Annotated in this window: 16 protein-coding genes; 12 read left to right on the plus strand and 4 right to left on the minus strand. The window is 68.9% G+C overall.

The genetic code is table 11. The annotated features are described in order from the left end of the window. Window positions 1-61 precede the first annotated feature (61 nt). Together ACFYO5_RS34385 and ACFYO5_RS34390 are read left to right on the plus strand one after the other, a co-directional pair. Window positions 62-721: a hypothetical protein gene (locus tag ACFYO5_RS34385; RefSeq protein WP_388716575.1), complete on the plus strand. Its 660-nt coding sequence runs from the start codon at window positions 62-64 to the stop codon at window positions 719-721. Between the two features lie 10 nt (window positions 722-731). Further along, window positions 732-1,775 (plus strand): NlpC/P60 family protein, encoded by a 1,044-nt coding sequence (locus ACFYO5_RS34390; RefSeq protein WP_388716578.1) that lies wholly within the window; start codon window positions 732-734, stop codon window positions 1,773-1,775. A gap of 138 nt (window positions 1,776-1,913) precedes the next feature. On the opposite strand, the gene ACFYO5_RS34395 is transcribed toward ACFYO5_RS34390, so the two are convergent. Then, complete coding sequence (locus ACFYO5_RS34395) at window positions 1,914-4,526, minus strand: hypothetical protein (protein ID WP_388716581.1); 2,613 nt, start codon at window positions 4,524-4,526, stop codon at window positions 1,914-1,916. Between the two features lie 247 nt (window positions 4,527-4,773). Here ACFYO5_RS34395 and ACFYO5_RS34400 point away from each other — a divergent pair, with 247 nt between their 5' ends. Further along, complete coding sequence (locus ACFYO5_RS34400) at window positions 4,774-4,959, plus strand: hypothetical protein (protein ID WP_388716584.1); 186 nt, start codon at window positions 4,774-4,776, stop codon at window positions 4,957-4,959. Window positions 4,960-5,302: 343 nt separating this feature from the next. Here the strand turns inward: ACFYO5_RS34400 and ACFYO5_RS34405 are convergent, their stop codons facing one another. Continuing rightward, window positions 5,303-5,569 (minus strand): hypothetical protein, encoded by a 267-nt coding sequence (locus tag ACFYO5_RS34405; protein WP_388716587.1) that lies wholly within the window; start codon window positions 5,567-5,569, stop codon window positions 5,303-5,305. Window positions 5,570-6,128: 559 nt separating this feature from the next. Here ACFYO5_RS34405 and ACFYO5_RS34410 point away from each other — a divergent pair. The 9 genes from ACFYO5_RS34410 (at window position 6,129) to ACFYO5_RS34450 (ending at window position 18,014) form a co-directional block, all read left to right on the plus strand. After that, a complete protein-coding gene (locus tag ACFYO5_RS34410) occupies window positions 6,129-6,656 on the plus strand; it encodes a hypothetical protein (RefSeq protein WP_388716589.1) in 528 nt (175 codons plus the stop codon). A 20-nt stretch (window positions 6,657-6,676) separates the two neighbouring features. Continuing rightward, window positions 6,677-9,046, plus strand: a complete 2,370-nt coding sequence (locus ACFYO5_RS34415) for an ATP/GTP-binding protein (protein WP_388716592.1) — start codon at window positions 6,677-6,679, stop codon at window positions 9,044-9,046. Then, the gene (locus ACFYO5_RS34420; protein ID WP_388716595.1) at window positions 9,043-10,083 is read left to right on the plus strand and encodes a replication-relaxation family protein; all 1,041 of its coding nucleotides are present in this window, start codon (window positions 9,043-9,045) and stop codon (window positions 10,081-10,083) included. Before ACFYO5_RS34415 ends, ACFYO5_RS34420 begins: the two co-directional genes overlap by 4 nt. A 71-nt stretch (window positions 10,084-10,154) precedes the next feature. Beyond that, window positions 10,155-11,489, plus strand: a complete 1,335-nt coding sequence (locus ACFYO5_RS34425) for a ParB N-terminal domain-containing protein (RefSeq protein ID WP_388716598.1) — start codon at window positions 10,155-10,157, stop codon at window positions 11,487-11,489. Next, window positions 11,486-12,619 carry a hypothetical protein gene (locus ACFYO5_RS34430; protein WP_388716601.1) on the plus strand — a complete coding sequence of 378 codons (1,134 nt, stop codon included), beginning with the start codon at window positions 11,486-11,488 and terminating at the stop codon, window positions 12,617-12,619. The genes ACFYO5_RS34425 and ACFYO5_RS34430 overlap by 4 nt, the downstream gene beginning before the upstream one ends. A 2-nt stretch (window positions 12,620-12,621) precedes the next feature. After that, complete coding sequence (locus tag ACFYO5_RS34435; protein WP_388716604.1) at window positions 12,622-14,094, plus strand: amidoligase family protein; 1,473 nt, start codon at window positions 12,622-12,624, stop codon at window positions 14,092-14,094. Between the two features lie 195 nt (window positions 14,095-14,289). Further along, window positions 14,290-15,840 (plus strand): amidoligase family protein, encoded by a 1,551-nt coding sequence (locus tag ACFYO5_RS34440; protein WP_388716607.1) that lies wholly within the window; start codon window positions 14,290-14,292, stop codon window positions 15,838-15,840. A gap of 15 nt (window positions 15,841-15,855) precedes the next feature. Then, window positions 15,856-16,398 carry a hypothetical protein gene (locus ACFYO5_RS34445; protein ID WP_330351879.1) on the plus strand — a complete coding sequence of 181 codons (543 nt, stop codon included), beginning with the start codon at window positions 15,856-15,858 and terminating at the stop codon, window positions 16,396-16,398. A 122-nt stretch (window positions 16,399-16,520) separates the two neighbouring features. Continuing rightward, complete coding sequence (locus tag ACFYO5_RS34450) at window positions 16,521-18,014, plus strand: amidoligase family protein (RefSeq protein ID WP_388716610.1); 1,494 nt, start codon at window positions 16,521-16,523, stop codon at window positions 18,012-18,014. Between the two features lie 71 nt (window positions 18,015-18,085). Here ACFYO5_RS34450 and ACFYO5_RS34455 read toward each other — a convergent pair whose 3' ends face one another. Both ACFYO5_RS34455 and ACFYO5_RS34460 read right to left on the minus strand, forming a co-directional pair. Then, window positions 18,086-19,018 carry a hypothetical protein gene (locus ACFYO5_RS34455; protein WP_388716613.1) on the minus strand — a complete coding sequence of 311 codons (933 nt, stop codon included), beginning with the start codon at window positions 19,016-19,018 and terminating at the stop codon, window positions 18,086-18,088. A 151-nt stretch (window positions 19,019-19,169) separates the two neighbouring features. Beyond that, window positions 19,170-19,613 (minus strand): gamma-glutamylcyclotransferase family protein, encoded by a 444-nt coding sequence (locus tag ACFYO5_RS34460; RefSeq protein ID WP_388716615.1) that lies wholly within the window; start codon window positions 19,611-19,613, stop codon window positions 19,170-19,172. Window positions 19,614-19,694: the final 81 nt, after the last annotated feature.

Genomic DNA, 19,694 nt, shown 5'->3' on the forward strand with positions numbered 1-19,694 from the left:
TCACCCCCGCGCCCCGAAATCCCTGACCCGTCTTACCGGCCATGCCCGCAGGAGGTGCCCCATGCCCGAGCCCGTGAACACCAGCACCGTGAAGGTTGTCGCGCTCTTCGCCGCGGCCGCCCTCCTGGCGATCAGCGGGATCCTGCTTCTCGTCGTCGACCGCGGCCGTCCGGCCTCGCGCGCGGCTTCGCCCGCGCCGGCGGCCTCTTCGATATACACCTCCGAAGCGCAGCCGACTCAGCCCGAGCCGGCCGGCTCCGCGGCTCTCTCCATACAGGGCACCACAGCGCCGGACGAGGCGCCCGCCCCGGCGTCCGTGCCGCCGAAGGCTGCGGAGACGGCTCGCCAGTTCGCCATCGCCTGGGCCTCGCACGATGCGAGCCCGGGACACGACACCTCCTTCAGCGACGCCGGGCGACGTGCCGCGGCCTACGCCACCGCGGACCTCGCTACTCAACTGCGGGAGCCGGGCGACCGATCCACGCGGCTGTGGCAGCAGTGGGTTGCCGACAAGACCCGCGTCACCTGCGCCATCGACCGCGTAGCCGCACCCGACGGAGCGCCGGCGCCGACCATGACCCGCGCCTTCGTACGAGTCCTCTACACCTGCACGACCTACTCAGCCGGCCACCAGCCCACCCACTCCCCCGATCAGCTCGCGCTCGAGATGCACCTCGCTTCCGCAGACGCGTGGCGAGTCGGCGCGCTCGTGAACGCGTGAGGAGACCACGGTGAAGAAGATCCTCATCGGCCTCGGCATCACCTGGTTGTGCTGCTGCGCCCTCCTCGTCGCCACCGTGATGGCTGTCGCAACGAAGATCGGAAGCGACACCATGGGCAACGGCATCGAGAACGCCGGCTTCGGCGGTGGGATATCCCAAGGCGCTGACGTTCCGGATTGGCTGCGGACGCTGATCGACAAGGCCATCAACCAGTACGGGTGTCCCGAGGTCACACCCGCCCTGCTGGCGGCTCAGCTGTATCAGGAGAGCGGATTCGACCCGAAGATCCAGTCCTTCAAGACCGTCGAGAAGGACGGGAAGAAGGTCAAGGTGCCGGTCGCCAGTGGCATCGCGCAGTTCATCCCCGGGACATGGACGACGCACGGCAAGGACGGCGATGGTGACGGCGACAAGGACGTCTTCGACCCTGCCGACGCGGTGCCGGCCGCCGTCGACTACGACTGCGACATCGCCAAGGACGTCCGCAGTGTCCCCGGTGACAAGGCAGACAACATGTTGGCCGCCTACAACGCCGGGCCGTACACGGTGAAGAAGTACGGGGGGATCCCTCCGTATCCGGAGACCCAGAACTACGTCAAGATCATCCGTAGCCTCGCCAAGAAGTGGACCGACGCCCTGACCCAGAGCGGCCCGGTGCCTGCGGGTAGCGGGCGGACCGGACAAGTCGTCGCCGCGGCGCAGAAGGCGCTGGACACCGCCTACGTGTTCGGTGGGGACTGCCGCGCGCCGTACACCGGGGGGAACGGCTGTGACTGCTCAAGCCTCGTGAAAATGGCGTGGGCCAGCGTAGGTGTGAACCTGCCGCGGACCACGTATGACCAGGTGAATCAAGGGACCGTGGTGCGAACCACTGACGATCTCCAGCCTGGCGATCTGCTCTTCGCCCGCGGCAGCGCCTCTCGCCCCGAGCATGTCGGCATGTTCGTGGGCAACGGCCAGGTCATCGAAGCCCCCAGGACCGGCCTCAAGGTGCGCCTGAAGCCGCTCTCGTACTGGAAGCCCCAGATTCTGGTCATGAAGCGTGTTGGCTGACCTGCGTCTTTGTAGCTTCCGATCCAAGTTGTCAGTGTCCGATTGATCTGTCGGCAACTTGTCGGTTGGAAGCGGCATTGAGGGGTCCGTGTCAACGAGGACGGGTGGTCGGACGGTCAGCCGTGACGAGCGCGTAGATCATTGCCATGGCAGCGTCGGCGTACCGTCCGGGTCTAGGCCGTACGGCCACAGTCTCGCAAGCTCCACCCGCATCCCGAACAGGCCGAGCAGGGTGTTGCCGTGGTCGGCGGCCTGGCGGTAGAAGGCTTCGGCACCGTCCCGGTCTCCGGCCTTCTCCCTCGTCCCGGCCAGATGCAACAGGGCGCGGGTGTTGCCGTGATCGGCGGCCTGCCGGGCCAGGGCTTCGGCGCTCTGCCGGTCCCCGGCCCTCTCCCGCATCCCAACCAGACGCCACAGGACGTCGGTGTTGCCGTGGTCGACGGCCTGCCGGGCCAGGGCTTCGGCACCGTCCCGGTCCCCGGACCTCTCCCGCATCTCGGCCAGAAGCCACAGGGCGTCGGTGTCGCCGTGGTCGACAGCCTGCCGGGCCAGGGCTTCGGCACCATCCCGGTCCCCGGCCCTCTCCCTCATCCCGGCCAGATACAACAGGGCGTCAGTGTTGCCGTGATCGCCAGCCTGCCGGGCCAGGGCTTCGGCGCCCTGCCGGTCCCCGGCCCTCTCCCGCATCTCGGCCAGACGCCACAGGGCGTCGGTGTCGCCGTGGTCGACGGCCTGCCGGGCCAGGGCTTCGGCGCCCTCCCGGTCCCCGGCCCTCTCCCTCATCCCGGCCAGATACAACAGGGGGTCAGTGTTGCCGTGGTCGACGGCCTGCCGGGCCAGGGCTTCGGCGCCCTCCCGGTCCCCGGCCCTCTCCCGCATCCCAACCAGACGCCACAGGACGTCGGTGTTGCCGTGGTCGACGGCCTGCCGGGCCAGGGCTTCGGCACCGTCCCGGTCCCCGGACCTCTCCCGCATCTCGGCCAGAAGCCACAGGGCGTCGGTGTCGCCGTGGTCGACAGCCTGCCGGGCCAGGGCTTCGGCACCATCCCGGTCCCCGGCCTCCTCCCTCATCCCGGCCAGATACAACAGGGCGTCAGTGTTGCCGTGATCGCCAGCCTGCCGGGCCAGGGCTTCGGCACCATCCCGGTCCCCGGCCTCCTCCCTCATCCCGGCCAGACGCAACAGGGCGTCAGTGTTGCCGTGATCGACAGCCTGCCGGTAGAGCGCTTTGGCGCTTGCCCAGCCCCAGGCCTCCTCCCGGATCACGGCCAGATACAACAGGGCGTCGGTGTCGCCGTGGTCGGCGGCCTGCCGGCAGAGGACTTCGGCAGCCTCTTGGTCCCCGGCCTCCTTCCGCATCATGGCCAAGCCCAACAGGGCATCGGGCTGGGCGTAGCGGACGGTGCGGCGGTGGAGGTGGTGGGCCCATTGCAGGCGGTGTCGGCTCTCGGCTGCGTGGGTGAGATTGCTGAGGTCGTCAGCGTGAGTGAGGTGCGTGTGAGCGGAGTGCCAAAAGGAGGCGGGTGGGCACAGGGGGCGGCGGGTGGTGCGGCCGTGTTGTTCGAGGTAGTCGGCGAGCCGGAACACCGGCCCCGCCGACGGCGGTGCCGGGTTGTCGGCCGTGGTCGTGGGGGTGGGCGGGCGTCGTGGAGCCCGGGGGGTGGCCCGGCGAAGCGGGGCCTGTTTGCCGTGGACCAGTTCGGCGAGTTCGGCGAAGGCTCGTTCGGCCCAGTCGTCGGTGAGCTGATCGTAGTCGGTGTCGGTGAGGTAGTCGGTGGCGGCGTCGGCGAGGAAGGCTTGTGGGAGGTGGAGGCCGACGCCGAGGCGGCGTGCGTCCATCGCTGCTTCCAGCAGTGCTCTGGCGGGCGGGGTGGCGTGCTCGTAGCGGCGCAGGAGTTCGGGGGCTCCGGCCAGGTCCTGGGTGATCCGTCCGGCGTCACGGGCACGGGTGAGGGCGTCGGCCAGTAGTCGGTCGCCGTTCTCGGCAAAGGCAGCGGCCGTGGTCAGGGCGGCGTTGTCGAAGGCGTCCGGGACGGCCGACGTGTGGCCGGCCAGCAGTTCCCGCACCCGGCTGTGCGGATCCGGCCCGCCTGGCGTGGGCAGGGCGGTGTACTGGTGGGCGTACTCGGGCCACAGGGTGCCCAAGACCAGGACGGGTCCGCGCTCCTGATCGATCAGCAATCGGTGCACCGCCGCCGCGATCCGCTCCCCTGCCGCTTGGTCGCCGAAGTAGTGCTGGGCCTCGTTCAGCCACACCACCGTGTGTGGTTCGACCCGGTGCAACTCCTCCAGCGCAGCCTCCACCCGGGTCGGATCGAAGGGATGCCACAGCCGCCACCCCTTCTCCGCGAGCGGCTGGACGGCCTCCCAGCACGCCCGGGTCTTCCCCGTCGAGGACGTGCCCACCAGCACCACGATCCGGCTGCGGCCCGCCGTCACGTCCCGTACCGCATCGGCCAGCACCTGGTCATGCTCGCGGGGCACATACCCGGGCAGCGCCCGCACCCCAGGCGTATCCGCGCTGGAGACGGCCTTGCCGGAACCTGCGGGGTGGACTTCCAACTCGTACGGCTCCCACTGGCCGATCGGCCTGCCCGGCCCCGACCCGCCCGCCGTGTTCGCGCCCGACTCCTCGGCGGCAGCCCGCTGCAACTCCAAAAGCTCGCCCACCGGCAGCTTCAGTACGCGGGCCAGCGCCGCCACCGTCTCCGCCGAAGGCAATATTCCGTCGGACTGGAACGCCAGCTGCACGGTCGTACGACTCAGCCCTACGTTCTGGGCAAGTTGCGTCTTATTCAACCGGGCCCGAGCCAGCCCGTCGCTGAGCCTCCTGCGCAGTTCAGTGCGCGCCGGACTGTGACCGTTCTGCTCGTCGTGCACGGACCCGACCCCCGAGGTGGTGTTCGCCTGTGTTCATCTTCCTCCCGGCGAACCACGGCGCACACCGCTTCCGCGACTTTCGACCACGTCAACACCCCACGCCTATAGGGAGTCTGCCGTGATCGTCGCTGTCGTCCTCCTCACCACCGCATTCACCATCGTCGTCGCGCTGCTGGCTGGCGCCGCCGCAGGCAAACTGGCCCGCTTGGACGGCGCCACCTACCCCGCTGCCCTCACCCGCGCCGCCGTGACGTTCGGCGCCGTCCTCACCCTCGCCGCCACCTTGGCCTCCCTCTTTACCTGACAGTCGTCTGGTGGCAGGCCACTTACCCGGCACACCGACCGAAATCAGCTATCTGCCAGACATGCCGGAAAGCCGCAGACCTGCGCGGGGCCCGCGAGCACGAGATGGCGGAAAACGCAGCCTGATCGGGCCCTGCGAACCGAGGAATCCGACAAGTTCGCTGGACGGTTCGCCGACAAGCCTCCCGGACAGCCGCCCGAAGACACAGGCCAGCCAGGCGTCAGAGGACAAAGGGAACCGGAACCTACAGTCTTTGTCGTCCCTCGTTGCGCTTCGCGACGCCTCCTGGCCTTGGGCTCATGTTGCCCGACAGCGCAAGGCCGGTGGGATAGCCCCGGTTCGCTCATTCGTCGGTCGCGTCGGGGGCCGGTCCTTCACCAGTTCCGAACTGTTGATGCCAGCGCAGGGCGCCGAAGTTCTGCCACAGCACACCGAGTTCGATTTGGGCCGGGTTCAGACCAGTCCCCTCCGCCAGCTCGTCGGCGCTGATCCCCTGGTGATGATGCCCGATCGCCCGGCCGATCTGGCCTGCCCACAACTCAGCGTCGATGAACGGCCGACGTTTGTACTGCTCGATCAGCTGCTCGAGGTGCTCGCTGGTGCATCCCACCAAGGCGCCTGCCGTCGCCTTTCGGGTCGAAAGCGTGGACCACCGACGAGTCTCGGACCGACGCGTACCACTCGCTGTCGTCGGCGACTGTGACACCGCACAGGTCGCACAGCTCCGGCAGGGCCTCGGCCTCGTCCTCCTCGTCGATTCCGCTCACACTCCACGTCTACCGTTCAGGGGCCCGCACCCCGTTCTCACAGGCCCCAGGCGCTGTAGGAAGCGCAACGCCGGTGAGACATCCCGGCCGCCATGGAGCGGAACGACCGCCGTTCGCCGCTGGGCAACGTTCCAGGCCCGGCAGCGGCCGCGCGTCGGGCCTTAGGTGCGCTGATCTGCGGAGACTGGGCTGGATGGCAAGGACGCGCGCGGGCTGAGTTGCGTTTCCGCGCACATCGGAGGTCAGCGGCTCCCGCTCCGCGATCAAAAAGTCCGCCCAGCCATGTCACACGGTCACCGCTTTCGACACCTCTATGGGCATCCGCGCTCCCCCTCGCCCCCGGAGTTCCGACATGCCTTCCCTCACCTTGTTCCCCGCCGCTTCGCCCCCCGGAGCCACCCGATGACCACGAACGATGTCATCGACCGTCTGATCGACGTCGGACAGAACCTGCCGGCGTACGGCGAGGCCGCCTACGCCTGGGTGGCCGACAACGTGTGGCTGCTGGCCGTCGTACCCGTGGCGGTCGCCCCCCTCGTTCTGGCCGTGTCCGTGGCACGCCGGCGCTTCAGCCGGCGCCGGCTGAAGGACCGGCAGGCCTTCGAGGTCCTGCCGACCACCGGCTTCGACCCCGTACTCGAGGACGTTCTGCGCTTCGCCAAGCAACTGGCTCAGGCGCAGCGAAGCGTGTCGCGCTGGGCCTTTACCCCGGTGCGCGGGACCGCGGTGCGCGTACGGCTGCTGTCCCAAGGCGGGCTTCTGACGATGCGCGTCGAGGGCCCGGCTCGGGCGGCGGCGATCCTGCGCCACCAGGGCTACAGCCAGTGCGAGATGCGCGCGGTCGGCGCCGCCGCGATAGACGCCGACCGTCCTGAGATCCGGCTCGGCGTCGACCTCGACAGCAACTCCCGCACCGCGCTCGCGGCGTGACAAAACGAAAGGAGGCAGTGGTGAGCAAGAACTCGATGTCCCCCGGCGCGAAGCGGCGCGGCCCGAGCAGGCCCAAGCCCCGTAACGACAAGCCGACGCAGCACGTCGCCCGCGCCGAACTGGCTCTGGCCCTGCCCGACTACCTGTCTTTGCGAGAGGTGCCGCTCAAGCCCGACCCGTTGGAGGCGCTCGCGGCCGCCGTCGCCGACGTGCGCGAGGACCTGGGCGAGCGGGCGGACATCGTGCTGGATCTAGTGCCGATATCACCGTCCAAGGTCAGTCGCCGGCGCAGCCGCCTGCTGGCGCAGGCGCGCCGCAACCCGAGCAGCATGCCGGCGATCCCCGGTCTCCCGAGGCAGGTCACGGGCGGCCCCAACTTCGGCGGCCTGGCCTCCCTGGGCAACGAGATCGCCGCAGAAATGCGCGGCCAGCAGGGTCGCGGCGGCCAACGGCCAGCGCAGAGGCAGCGCATGCCCAGCATCTCCGACGTCAAGGCGGCCATGGGCAAGTTCGGCCCCGGCGCCGATCCGGTGTTCGCTCTGCAGCTGCTGATCCGGACCTGCTCCTCCGACCCGACGCGACCGCGCATGCTGCTCGAACAGATCATGGCGACGCTCGAAGGTTGGGCCGGCGACAACCACCTGCGCCCGGTCGGGCTGAACCTGCTCGTCACGCGGCTCCGCGCGGACTCGCGGCTGTACCGGCGCAGCTTCGACCGCCGTTTCGCCACGGGCGAGTTCGCCCCGCGGCGAGCCAGCTGGGTGACGGGCGCGGAGCTCGCCGGCCTGCTCAAGCCCGCCACAAAGCACAACATGGCGGCGAACGTGGCCCGATCCGGTGGCGTGGTCCCCCCGCCGCCCCCGAGCCTGCCGACCTGGACTGGGCAGCCGGACCTGCTGCCGCTGGGATGGGTAGCCAAGCCGGGTGGCGGCGAACGGCTGGCCGGTCTGCCCTTGATCTACCTCCTGTTCGGGCTCTTCCTCGGAAAGGCCGGTTACGGCAAGACCGAGATGAGCTTGGTGCAGGCGATCGCGCTCGCCCACAACGGCCACGGAATCCTGTTCCTGGACCCGCACGGCGACGGCTGGCAACGCGCACGTCCGTACCTTGCGCATCCGCAGATCGCCCCGCGGCTGTGGGAGATCGACCTGACCTCGCCGGACCTCGACGCGATGGTCGGTTCGTGGAATCCGCTGTCCATGGAGAACCGCGGGGAGTCGGAGATCCCCGACATCGTCAATTCGATCGTCACTGGCTTCGCGAGTGCGCTGAACTGGTCCGACAGTGCGGGCCGCGCCAAGACGATCCTCACGCGTTCGGTCGAGACGCTCGCCCGTCTGTCGTGGATCCTCTCGCAGGCCGGCCGGCCCGATCTGGCACCGACGATCTTCCAGATCCGCACCCTGCTCAATGACGAGGTGTGGCGCGACGCGATCGTCCCGTACCTGCCCAAGACGCTGCGCGACTTCTGGGTGCACACCTACCCGAAGTACTCGAACGAGGCCACCCCTGTCGTCACGAACATCATCGAGCGACTCGACAGCTCCAACAGCCTGAAGGGCTTCCTCGGTTCGTCGCTGAGCACGTATGACATCCGGCACGCCATGGACACCGGGCGGATTGTGTTCGTGTGCCCGTCGGGCACCGGCGACACCGACCGGATTGTCTCGTGCCTGCTGATCTACGACCTGTTCCGGGCCGGCCTGTCTCGGCGCACCATGCCCGTTGCCGACCGCAAGGACTTCTACGCGTTCATCGACGAGCTCACCGCGGTGGACGGCGCCAGCAAGGGCACCCTCGCCGCGATCGCCGAACAGCTCCGTAAGTACAAGGTCAAGCTCCTCGCGATGACCCAGATGTCGCAGCGCCTTTCGCCGACGACCCGACAGGGTCTCTTGCAGAACCTGTCGATCCTGTCGACGACAGCCAGCGACATCGACGAGGCGCAGCTGGTCACGCGCAGGTGGGGCAAGAAGGTCGCGCCGGACACGATCTCGCAGTTGCAGCGCTACCACTACGTCATGTCCGTCACGCTCGACGGCGGGCAGTCCGATCCCTTCCGGGTGCGTGGCGCGAGCGTCGAGGAGCTGTACGGCGACTACCTGCGCGAGGACGACGTGCACCACCTGGACACCGCGGTCGACGCGAACCTGCGTCGTCGCCGGGTGAGGGACATCCTCGACGACCTCGGCAAGCTCGATACCCGCCTGCGCCTGTTCCTGGCCACGCTGCCGCCCCCGCCGCCGGACGAGGACCAGGGGCCTGATGAGCCGCCGGTCAACGACGGCCCGGAGCCGCCGGACGACGACCCGGGCCCGCCGCCCCAGGAGGCGCCGGTTCCCGACAACGTCACCTTCCTCGTCAAGAACAAGGGATCACGAGTGGGATGAGCACGCTGACCGATCACGAACCCCTGTCTCAGCCGCAGCGCGTCCAGTCCTTCCAGGCGCTCGCCAAGTCGGCTCTGGAGCTTCTCTACCAGCACCGCCTCATGACCACGGACCAGCTGCACCGGCTGCTCACTCCGGGCGCCCGTGGCTCGTCCTACCTGCGTCGGCAGCTCGCGACTCTCGAAGAAGCCGGCCTGGTCCACCGCCTGCGTGCCCAGGGCGAGTCCAGCGGCAGCAACCGTCTCAACCAGCCGTACGTCTGGTTCTTGACCGAAGAGGGCGCCGACGCCGTGGAACAGGCCGCGGAAGTGTTCTCCCGCCGCTACCGGGTAACGCCCGATTCGGCGGCCAGCACACGCCAGGCCCACACCCTGGCGGTCAACGAGGTGGGGATCGCGTTCGTCACGCATGCCCGCCGGCTCGGCCATGACTGCACGCCCTTGTCCTGGACTCCGGAGGTCGCCCACCGCATCCGTGACGGGATGCGGCGGTTCGAAGACGACCACGTCATCTCCGACTCGGTCCTGCACTACGTGCACGTCCACCGCGGGGCGCGCACGATGCTCAACCTGTTCATCGAGCTCGACCGGGCCACCATGACCACGGCCGACCTCGCCAAGAAGGTGTCCGCGTACGGACGGCTCTATGAGTTCGTACCTCAGCACCCCGACCGTGCGCGGCGCTCCGCGGCGTCGACCCGGCCGGCGTGGCAGCACACCTATCCGGCGTTCCCGCGCCTGCTGATCATCCTCGACGGCGCGGCCAGCCCCACCCTGGCCAAACGGCTCGCCGACCGCACCGAGGACCTGTACACGCTCACGCGCGTGGACCCGCGCCTGGCGCGGCTCGCCCGGCATCTTTCGGTCGGGGTCACCACCCTCCAGCAGCTGCGTGAGCAGGGCCCCTTCGGCCGGATCTTCACCCCGCTGCTGCGTGGCACGCCCGAGGAGCGGCACCCCTCGACCGACATGCTCCTGCGTCATCCGGGCGCCGCGGGGCCCGCTCGACCTCCGCCGGCCCGGCCTCAACCGCGCTGATCTGTCACTCGCCATCCCTCGGGGCCAGGCGCACCCCGCCTGACGACTAGCTGTGAAGGGAGGCTCCGCCGATGAGCACCGCCGTTGAAGAAATGTCGGCCCCCACGCCCGCCGTTCTGGGCCTGGCCGAGGCGCTGGACAGCTCGGATCAACTGCGCCAGCGCCGCTTCGAGATGCTGCCGATGCGTGGCTCCGTCTACACCGACGTGCAGGGGCGTGGCCCCGGCCCGAGCACCAGCCCCGAGGGGCTCGCCGACCTGATCACCTCGATCTCGGCCGTCGGCGTTCTCCATCCCGTCCTGGTGGAGGAGCTGCCCGGCTCCGACGACCGTGTCCAGCGGCGCCTGGTGATCGGCGAGCGCCGCTACCGCGCCTGCCGCTGGGGCGCCGTGAACCAGCCGGACAACCCGCATTTCGAGAAACTGCCCGCTGTCATCTGCCCGGGTCCCATCAGCGATGAGGACCGCCGTACCTGGCAACTGGTGGAAAACCTCGCGCGCGAGGACCTTCAGCCCGGCGAACTCGCCGGCGCCCTGCTGCTCGAACGCAGCGCGATCCTGCGCACCCAGCTCGACAACGCCGGCATCGAGGTGAGCGAGGAGATCCAGCGGCTAGAAGACCCGGTGGCCCGTTTCGAAGCCTTGGAAAAGTTGCGCGGCAGCGACGCCAACCTCGCCGCTCCGTGGAACCTCGTGCTGCGCCGGCTCGGCCTGCAGATCACCCCGCGGCGCGCACGCGAGGTCGTGGCCGCCTTCCGGACTCTGCCGCGGGAGCTGTCCGCGGACATGGACCAGCACCAGGTCGCGCTCGCCGCGCGCACGAATCTGGCCCGACTCAGCCGTGGCCGCCGCGAAGCCGCCAACGAGTTGTGGCAAGCCGTCAAGCGTCTGGGCCGCACCGACCTGCTGTCCGCCGCCGCCCGGACTCAGGCCACGCATCCGGAGATGCCGGCCGAGGCCGCTGCCACTGCTGCGGTCACCTCGTACGAACAGGCCAACGCCGAGCGGGCCGCAGCGCTGACCCGGCCGACGCCCGAGAACGGCGAGGGCGAGATCAATTCCGCGGCGATCGAGGAAGCCGGTCAGTGGATCCCGTCCGAACGGAACGGTACGCGCGAGGCCTTGGACCCTGCCGACTCACCCGGGCAGCCCGGCCAGCAGGATCCCTCCGCGCAGCCGGCCGGCACGGAGCTGGGCAAAGAGGCGCCGGTCGGCGATGAGCCGAAAGACACGGCCGACCCCGTCGACCCGCCCGTCCTCGCCTCCGCCCTCGAAGGGCTGCGGGCCCTCAACACTCAGCTGGCCGAGGGCCGCACCCTGCACCGATTCGACGCGGGCTCGCTCCGCATGCTCCTGACCGAACTCCAGCGCCACACCAGCGCCGGCGCTGAAAGGACTGCCGCATGACTGTCTCCCTGCCCATGCCCGGAATCGGGCAGCCGGTTCCGGCCCCCGCGTCCGGCTGCGACTGCAACAACTGCCCCTTCTTCATGGACAACCCCCGTGCGGTCGAGCCTGTCTGCTCGGGTTGCACCTCCAGCTGCGAGTACTGCGGCTGTGCCCGTGCCGAAGACCCGGTCCCCGGCAGCGAGCCGGGCCTGGCCTGCACCCGCTGCCCCATCCGCTGCGGCACCCGCCCCGATCACGAGGCCTGGATGAAGGACATCGGCGGCACCATGCACTTCACCGGGCTCCGCGTACCGGGAGCCCTTCCCGACCTGCCCCTGTTCACCCCGCAGGTCGACGGGCACGACGTACGTACGCTCGACGCCCAGCTGAAGTGGCCCGCCTACGCTCTCGGGCTGCGCCGTGTCATCAGCCCCAAGACGCACAAGTTGTTCCCGCGGTGGGAGGGTAAGACCGCCCACCAGTTCCTGGACCTGCGCCCCGATCAGAAGGCGATCCTCAGCGGTTACGCGGAGGACCCGCTCGTGGAGGCCTACTGGACGCGGCGCAAGGCCGACGGCTTCGCCGACATGCTCGCCGCCCAGGAGTGGGACCTCGTCCTCACCCCGAACGCGTCGATGTACTTCAATCAGCCCCGCGCCGAGAACCTGATCAACATGCGGCGCAACCTGATGCTCGCCGCCGAGCTTTCCTCCGCAGGGGTGACTGCGGTCCCCAACATCTACTGGCTGCGGCTGGAGGACCTCGACCGCTACCTGGACTGGCTCGACGAGTCCCCCACCCTCCCGCCCGCCCTCGCCATGAACCTGCAAACCTTCCGCACCCAGGCCGACTGGGAGGAAATGGCGGTGCCCGGGCTGACCTACCTGGCCGCCACGCTGCCGCCCGACCTGCCCATGGTCCTCACCGGGGCGAGCCGCGCTGACCGCATTGCCACTCTCAAGGCGCTGTTCCCCGGACGGCTGTACCTGATCAGCCAGAACCCGCTGCAGTACGCCCGTCACGGCGCGGTCATGACGGAGGAGGGCCGCGTCGACACCCAGGCGCGCACCGAGGACCTGTTCACCGCCAACGTCCGCTTCTACTCCGGTCTCGCCGACGGCACGATCACCGCACGGACCGGGGCCTAACAATGGGCTCGGGCAGCCGGATCGATCACCAGCACCACCTCGTCGCCACCACGGCGGGGCTGACCATCGAGGCCCCAGCCAACGAGGTCGACCTCATGCCCGAGGCGCAGCGTGAGCTCATCGACCAGGCCCTGCAGATCCAGGCCGGCTGGGAGGCGAACAACGGGCAGGCCACGCTCGAGGAGTCCATGGAGTACTGGGGCCTGCGTGATCGGCTCCGACATGAGCACGACCTGTGGAACGGCCACGGCCTCATTGAGGATGCCGAGCGCGAAGAGGCCGAGGAAGAGAGCCCCAGCTTCCCGCCCCGGGCCAGTGAACCGCCGGCGGGCATCCCCCTGCAGCGCACCGCGGCTCAGCAGGTCCTGGATGAAGTACTGGAGGAACACCAGGCATCGGCCGCGCTCGCCGTGCAGGCCCGTGACCGATGGCCGACTGAGCCTGAGGCCGGCTTCGTGGAGGACTTCGAGGCCTTCCGCGAGATCCACGATGCGGCGTGGAACCGGGAGATCCAGGGTGAGCAAGCGGTGCCCTACCTTCTGGAAGACGCGACCGGAGGACTGGGTGCCCGCGAGGGCGGGCGCGGCTTCGGCGTGGAGATCGAGTTCGACACCGACGGCGACTGGGACGATCAGCACGAGGCGCTCCGTGCCATCGGCCGTGACCTGCACGAGGCCGGCCTGGCCCAGGACAGGCGCATGCACAGTTACCACTCCCAGCAGTACGCCGGATACACCGACGCCCCCAACGCGTGGCGCCTGGAGGACGACTGCACCGTCGCGGGCGAGATCGTCTCGCCGATCATGTACGACGAGCCGCAGACCTGGCAGAACCTCGCCACTGTCTGCGAGATCGTCCGACGGCACGGTGGCGGCGCCAGCGAGCGCACCGGCGGCCACGTCCATGTCGGCCTCCACGACTACGACCACGAGGTCGCCAACCACCACCGCCTGATGCAGATGTACGGCGACTACGAGGACGTCCTGTTTCGGCTCGCGGCGAACCGGAACGCCCCTGACTCCGCACACCGCGGAACCGGCTGGTGCGAGCCCAACCACGTGCCTGCGGGCGGCTACCGGTCCCTGCCCGACGTCCACAGCCGTGCCCGGCACGGCATGGCCGTCAACCTCACGGCAGCGCGAGGCCAACGGAGCGACCACGGCGAGTTCCGGCTGTGGGACGGCTCGGTCGATCCCGCCGTTATCCAGACGCAGATCAACGTCTCCCTCGGCATGGTGGCCGCAGCAGTCCGCGGGGGACCACAGGCATCCAGGCGGAGCGAGTCGATGTCGCTGGGCCGACACCGCCAGGAATGGGGGCCCGATCAGCGGCTCATCGACGGAGACCTGGAGGCCAACAGCCTCAGCTTCCGTCGATTCACCGACGAGATCTTCCACCGCAGGCAAGAGAGAGCTCAGGCAGCCGCCCTCTACGCCGTCACCCGCTGGCAACAGCCCGACGCCCAGGGCTGGTAGCGCTCGCACTCGCCGCCACAAGCCACCCCGCCGACCCGCTAAGGGGACGACGGACGAACAAAGACCCGAAAGGGGGCCTTACCGATGGCGTCCGGCAGCAGGATCGACCACCAGCACCACCTCGGCAGAAGCTCCGCCGACCCTGGCCGCTCTGTGCGGCTCACCACCCGACGGACCGTGAGGAGGGCCTGACACATGGGATCCGGCAGCAGAATCGACCACCAGCACCACCTCGTCGCCACCACCGCGGCAGGGCTCACCGTCGAGGCCCCTGCCAGTGGCGTCGACCTCATGCCCGAGGGACAGCGCGAACTGATCGACCGTGCCCTGCAGATCCAGGCCGATTGGGAGGCCAACAACGGAGCCGCCACCTCGGAAGAGGCCTTGGAGTACTGGGGTCTGCGCGAGCGGCTTCGCAGCGAGTACGACCTGTGGAACGGGCACGGGCTCATCACGGACGCCGAGCCCGAAGACGACGAGGGAGGAATACGTCAGGCCAGCTCCGAGTCCACTCTGGCCACCCCCGAAGCGATTGACGCTCTTCGTTCAGCGCTCAGCAACGGAGTCCCCGCTCAGCGTGAAGTTCCGCCCGATGCGGGTCTCTCCCCCGATGACCGTGCGGTCCAGCGGGCGGCCGCTCAGCAGGTCCTGGACGAGGTCGCGGCCGAGCATCAGGCGGCCGCGGCGCTCCAGGAGCAGGCTCGCGAGCAATGGCCGGCCAACGAACCTGTCAGCTACACCGACGACTTCGATGCCTTCCAGCGAGACTACGAGGCCGCGCGGGAGCGCGCGGAGCGCGGGGAGCAGGTCGTTCCGTACATGACGGAGAACGCCACCGGCGGACTTGGGGCACGTGAGGGCGGCCGTGGGTTTGGTGTCGAGATCGAGTTCGACATCGACCCCGGCGTCGACCGCTGGCAGGCCATCCAGAACATCGGCCGTGAACTGCGCGATGCGGGCCTGTCCCGCACGGCACGGCAGCACGGCTACCACTCCCAGTTGGAGGCGGGCTACACCGACGAGCCGAACGCATGGCGGCTGGAGCAGGACTGCACGGTGGCCGGCGAGTTGGTCTCGCCGATCCTGTACGACGAGCCCCAGTCCTGGCAGAACCTTGCGACTGCTTGCGAGATCATCGAGCGCAACGGCGGCCGAGCCTCGTTCGGCACAGGCGGCCATGTCCACGTGGGTATGCACGACTACGACCACGACGTTGCCAACCACACCCGGCTCATGCAGACGTACGCCGCTCACGAGGACGTGCTGTATCGGCTCGCCCAGAACCCTGCTTCCGAGGGCAATCAACACCGCGGTACACGCTGGTGCCGTCCCAACCCGGTCCCGTCGCAGGGGTATACGGCGATCTCGCAGATCGAGTCGTACCACGGCATGGCCGTGAACCTGAGCGGCGCGCGGCGCGGCGGGCAGAGCGCGCACGGCGAGTTCCGGCTGTGGGACGGATCGCTCAACCCTTCTGTGATCCAGACGCAGGTCAAGCTCTCCCTGGGCATGGCGGCCGCGGCCGTTCGGGGCGACACCACCGTCCCGGGCACGCGCATGCAGCTGGGCAGCCATCTCGAGCAGCGGCGCCAGGCCGGCGTCGGACAACGTAGGCGGCTGTCCGGTGACGATTGGCGCACGACCACCGCGGACTTCCGGCGGATGGTCGATTCGCTCTTCCAGCGCCCTGAGGATAAGGCGCAGGCAACCGCTCTGTTCCAACAGACCCGCTGGCAGCGGCACTAATCCCCTGGAGATGCTATGACCTTCATCCGCACCCGCAACGCCTCTTCCGCCGCCACTCCGCTGGACCCTCCGAAGAAGGACAACGGCAGCAACTACGTCTTCGAGATGATCTACGACGGCGGTAGCTGGCGCGGCTACTCCGACACCCCGACCGAGCTCATGGAAGGCCTGATCCCGGAATACCCCGAACTCATCAGCCCGAAGGAGAAGGCTGCCGCACGCATCCGGCTGGCCCTGCGCCTCCAGGTGCAGCTGCAGGCCGCGCTCGCGGCGTCGGAAGAGTTCGCGCAGTGCAGTCCCGAACAACAGCAGGCGATTCTCGCCCCGCGGGACACGCCACCGGTGGTCAGCCGCTGGGATGCCCCCGTCCCGCTGGTCCTGGTGACCACGTTCTACAAGCCGGCCGGTCGGCTGCCTCGTCCCGAGGGGCCGGATGAGGCGCTGATCTGGATCGAGCCCGATGACGAGTGGAGCCTGCTGGTTTCGCTCCACCAGGCCGGTGTGATCCACCTGGCGGCCGAGCAGGGTGCGCTGCCGCCGAACGTGCGGGGAGAATGAACGTGGGGTCGGGAAGCCGAATAGATCATCAGCACCACAGTGTCGCGCCGACGCGGGGCACGGACACGCTCGTCGCTGAGGCTCCGCCGCTGACCATTGAGGAGCGGCCGGAGCGCGCTGAGGTGCGCTTCGTTGACACCAGTCCAGTCGACGAGCCGATTCTGCAGAACTACGTGGTCAGCGGCGACGACCACCTGCTGTTTTTGCCGCGCCACCCGGACACCATCCAAGGACAGGTGACCGACGAGCAAGACGCCCTGGTCAACCTCGGTGCCAGCGTTTCCGACGAGGACGGGCGCCACTTCATCGAGGGCGACGTTCGGGTCACCCGCGGCCCGGACGGCCAGATCCAGGTGAGCCCGGAGAGCCTGCGGTGCACTGGCGGCGACATGCACGCCGGTGACGAGGACGGCACCTGCTCCCACCAGGCCGCGGTGGCCAACCTGGTGCAGGAGCAATTCGGCGCAAGCGGCCGCTCGGCGATCGACCGGGCCGCCGCTCAGGAGGTCCTGGACGAGGTGGCGGCCGAACATGCCGCCTCGATCGCTGCCCAGGATCAGGCCCGTGCCGAGCGGGCGGCCCAGCCAGCGGTGCGCTCCTACTTGACGGACATGGACGCCTTTCAGGAGGCGTACGACCAGGCCCGCGAGCGCAGGGCGGCGGGCGAACCGCTGGTGCCCTACCTGACGGAGAACGCCACTGGCGGCCTAGGCGCGCGCGAAGGCGGGCGCGCCTTCGGTGTCGAGATCGAGTACGACTACCCGTCGTCGATGTCCTACTCCGAGCAGCAGGCTGCCAATCAGCGGATCGCCCGTGAACTGCATGAAGCCGGCATCGCGCCCGACCCGCACATGCACCGATGGCACCAATCCGCGCGCGAGGGATACACCGACAATCCCAACGCTTGGCGCCTGGAGAGCGACAGCACCGTCGCCGGTGAGATCGTCTCGCCGATTCTCTACGACGAGCCGCAGACGTGGAACAACCTGGCCAAGGTGTGCGAGATCGTCCGCCGTAACGGAGGCATCGCCAACGCCCGCACCGGTGGCCACGTCCACGTCGCCGTCCCGGACTACGACCATACCGTCGAAAACCACAACCAGCTGATCAATACCGTGGCTGGGTACGAGGACGTCCTCTACCGGATCGCCCAGAACCCGGCCAGCGACCGCCACCGTGGACTGGAATGGTGCGCTCCCAACCACCAGCCGTCGAGCCCCTACACCTCGGTCTCAGCCGTCCAGCGGTACAACAACGACCACCACATCGGACTGAACTTCCAGTCCGTCCACGGTCGGGACAGCGACCACGCCGAGTTCCGGATGTGGGACGGCTCGCTGGATCCTGGGACCATCCAGGCTCAGGTCAACGTGTCGCTTGGCCTGACGAACGCCGCCCTGCGGGAAGCCGGGACCACTGAGCCGCCGCCGCGGCAACGTGTCGGGCACCACCGTCAAGCCTCGGCCGGGCACCGCGGGCGACTGACTGGGGAGGCCTGGTCCAACACCACGCGGTCGTTCCGCAGCCTCGTGGACCGGATCTTCAGCCGGGAGGAGAACCGGGCGCAGGTCACCGCGCTGTTCGCCGGCACCCGCTGGCACAACGGTCAGTACTGAGTGCCCAACGGGAAAGGGGCTGGGGCACCGCAATGTTGCGGTTCCCCAGCCCCTTTCCCGGGTCGGTGGCCTTACTTGGGCGAGAGCCAGAGCGTCGGCGGCACGGACCGCGACCGCTGGGGCTCCCGGAGCGTCCGGTGGCCACACACCTCCTCGTCGGCCAGCTGGTCATCCAGGCTGAAGCCCCGGTAGGCGACGATGTGCGCCAGACGGTCGTCCTTGGCACGGGCCGTCGCGGTGAACTTCCGCTGGTCGATCGGGACCGGAGCCCCCGAGGAGTAGTCCACCATCATCAGCGTTCCCTCCGGAACCATCAGGACTTCCGTGATGGAGACGTCCGCCCCACGGGCGGCCTTGTCGAACCACCCGGGGTTGGACGCCCAATAGAGGTTTCCGTCCGTGTCGACAGCGACAGAGAGCGGGCTCACCGCCGTGCGCGCCAACATGACCAGCTGCGGCCAGCGCCGGTCGGTCCACACCAGCGCAGCCCGGCCCACGGTGGACTCCAGGACGTCGAGGGTGGGCAGAATGACCCCGCCCGCCTGGTCGAGAGCCTGGTACAGGACCTCGGTGTCGGTACCCCCGGTCGGACGCGGGAGACCGAAGTCCGACCGGAGCGGCCAGGTGTCCACGTCTCCGTTGTGCGTGCCGATGAGCTGACCCACCTGCAACGGGCTGGAATTGACCAGGGTCGTCCCGCCCTGGGTCGCCCAGCGTGTGTGCCCGAGAGCGACCGGAGCCGCGTCGAGCGCGCTGTTGTAGGCGGGCTTCCACACGTCGCGGAACCGGCCCGGTCCCTTGATGATCCGCCAGCCGCCCGCCGTCACGTCGCGACGGTTGGTGACCGGGCGCCGGTCCAGCTTCTTGGTCGCGGAGGTGGCGAATGCCAGCCCTGCCGAGTCCTTACCCCTCTCCTCGGCCAGCTGGCCGAGGGCAACGCACATGATGGTCGCGCGAGTGGGGTCACAGGTCTGGTTGCGGATAACCCCGAACAGACCGCACATGGTTGTTCCTTACTTCGCCTCGGGCACCCAGAAGGGTCCGAGGTGTACTGCTCAAGCCGTCAGGCCGCGCCGCGCGCGGCCTGACGGGTGTTTCAAGATGGGTTGTGCCATCCGCCGCCCCGGACAGGGGTTCGTACGGTGGCGTTGCGGACTACCGGTAGTTCCGGGATTCCGCCTTGACGAAGTCCCCGCCGGGGATCTCGTCAGCGTCGGTGAACCAGCGGCGGGACGACTCGCCCGCGAGGTAGACGTACGCCTCAACCGTGCTGCCATCGGCGAGAGTGACAGTACGAACCTTGCGGTCGTACATGTTCTCGCGCCCCTCACCCCGATAGCCTTCGAGCCGGTCCAGGCGACGGAGCACCGTGGCCCACAGCTCGGCGTCCACGTCCATGACCTCACCGACGACGATGCGGCCCTCTCGCTTGACGGCGAAGGGGACACCCGCACCGAAGAGCGTGTAGTCGTTCAGAGTCGCCGGGCGCTCCTGAACCGTGGTCCCCTGGAGGATGCCCAGGTAGTTGCCCTGTCCGGCACGGAGCGTGCCATAGACGAAGACGGGCTTCTGCTCAGTGGTGAACAACTCGTTCGCCACCCTTCTGTACTGCTCGCCGGTGACCTTCTCCGGCGTTGATAACTCAACTCTACAGCATAATTTCCAATTATGCAACTACAC

The organism is Streptomyces sp. NPDC006259 (assembly GCF_042870975.1).
Classification (GTDB): Bacteria; Actinomycetota; Actinomycetes; order Streptomycetales; family Streptomycetaceae; genus Streptomyces.

Bases quoted from the DNA above. Each gene is read 5' to 3' on its own strand.
- ACFYO5_RS34385 (WP_388716575.1), top strand. From the start codon at position 62: ATGCCCGAGCCCGTGAACACCAGCACCGTGAAGGTTGTCGCGCTCTTC.
- ACFYO5_RS34410 (WP_388716589.1), top strand. From the start codon at position 6,129: ATGACCACGAACGATGTCATCGACCGTCTGATCGACGTCGGACAGAAC.
- ACFYO5_RS34420 (WP_388716595.1), top strand. From the start codon at position 9,043: ATGAGCACGCTGACCGATCACGAACCCCTGTCTCAGCCGCAGCGCGTC.
- ACFYO5_RS34425 (WP_388716598.1), top strand. From the start codon at position 10,155: ATGAGCACCGCCGTTGAAGAAATGTCGGCCCCCACGCCCGCCGTTCTG.
- ACFYO5_RS34430 (WP_388716601.1), top strand. From the start codon at position 11,486: ATGACTGTCTCCCTGCCCATGCCCGGAATCGGGCAGCCGGTTCCGGCC.
- ACFYO5_RS34435 (WP_388716604.1), top strand. From the start codon at position 12,622: ATGGGCTCGGGCAGCCGGATCGATCACCAGCACCACCTCGTCGCCACC.
- ACFYO5_RS34440 (WP_388716607.1), top strand. From the start codon at position 14,290: ATGGGATCCGGCAGCAGAATCGACCACCAGCACCACCTCGTCGCCACC.
- ACFYO5_RS34445 (WP_330351879.1), top strand. From the start codon at position 15,856: ATGACCTTCATCCGCACCCGCAACGCCTCTTCCGCCGCCACTCCGCTG.
- ACFYO5_RS34455 (WP_388716613.1), bottom strand. From the start codon at position 19,018: ATGTGCGGTCTGTTCGGGGTTATCCGCAACCAGACCTGTGACCCCACT.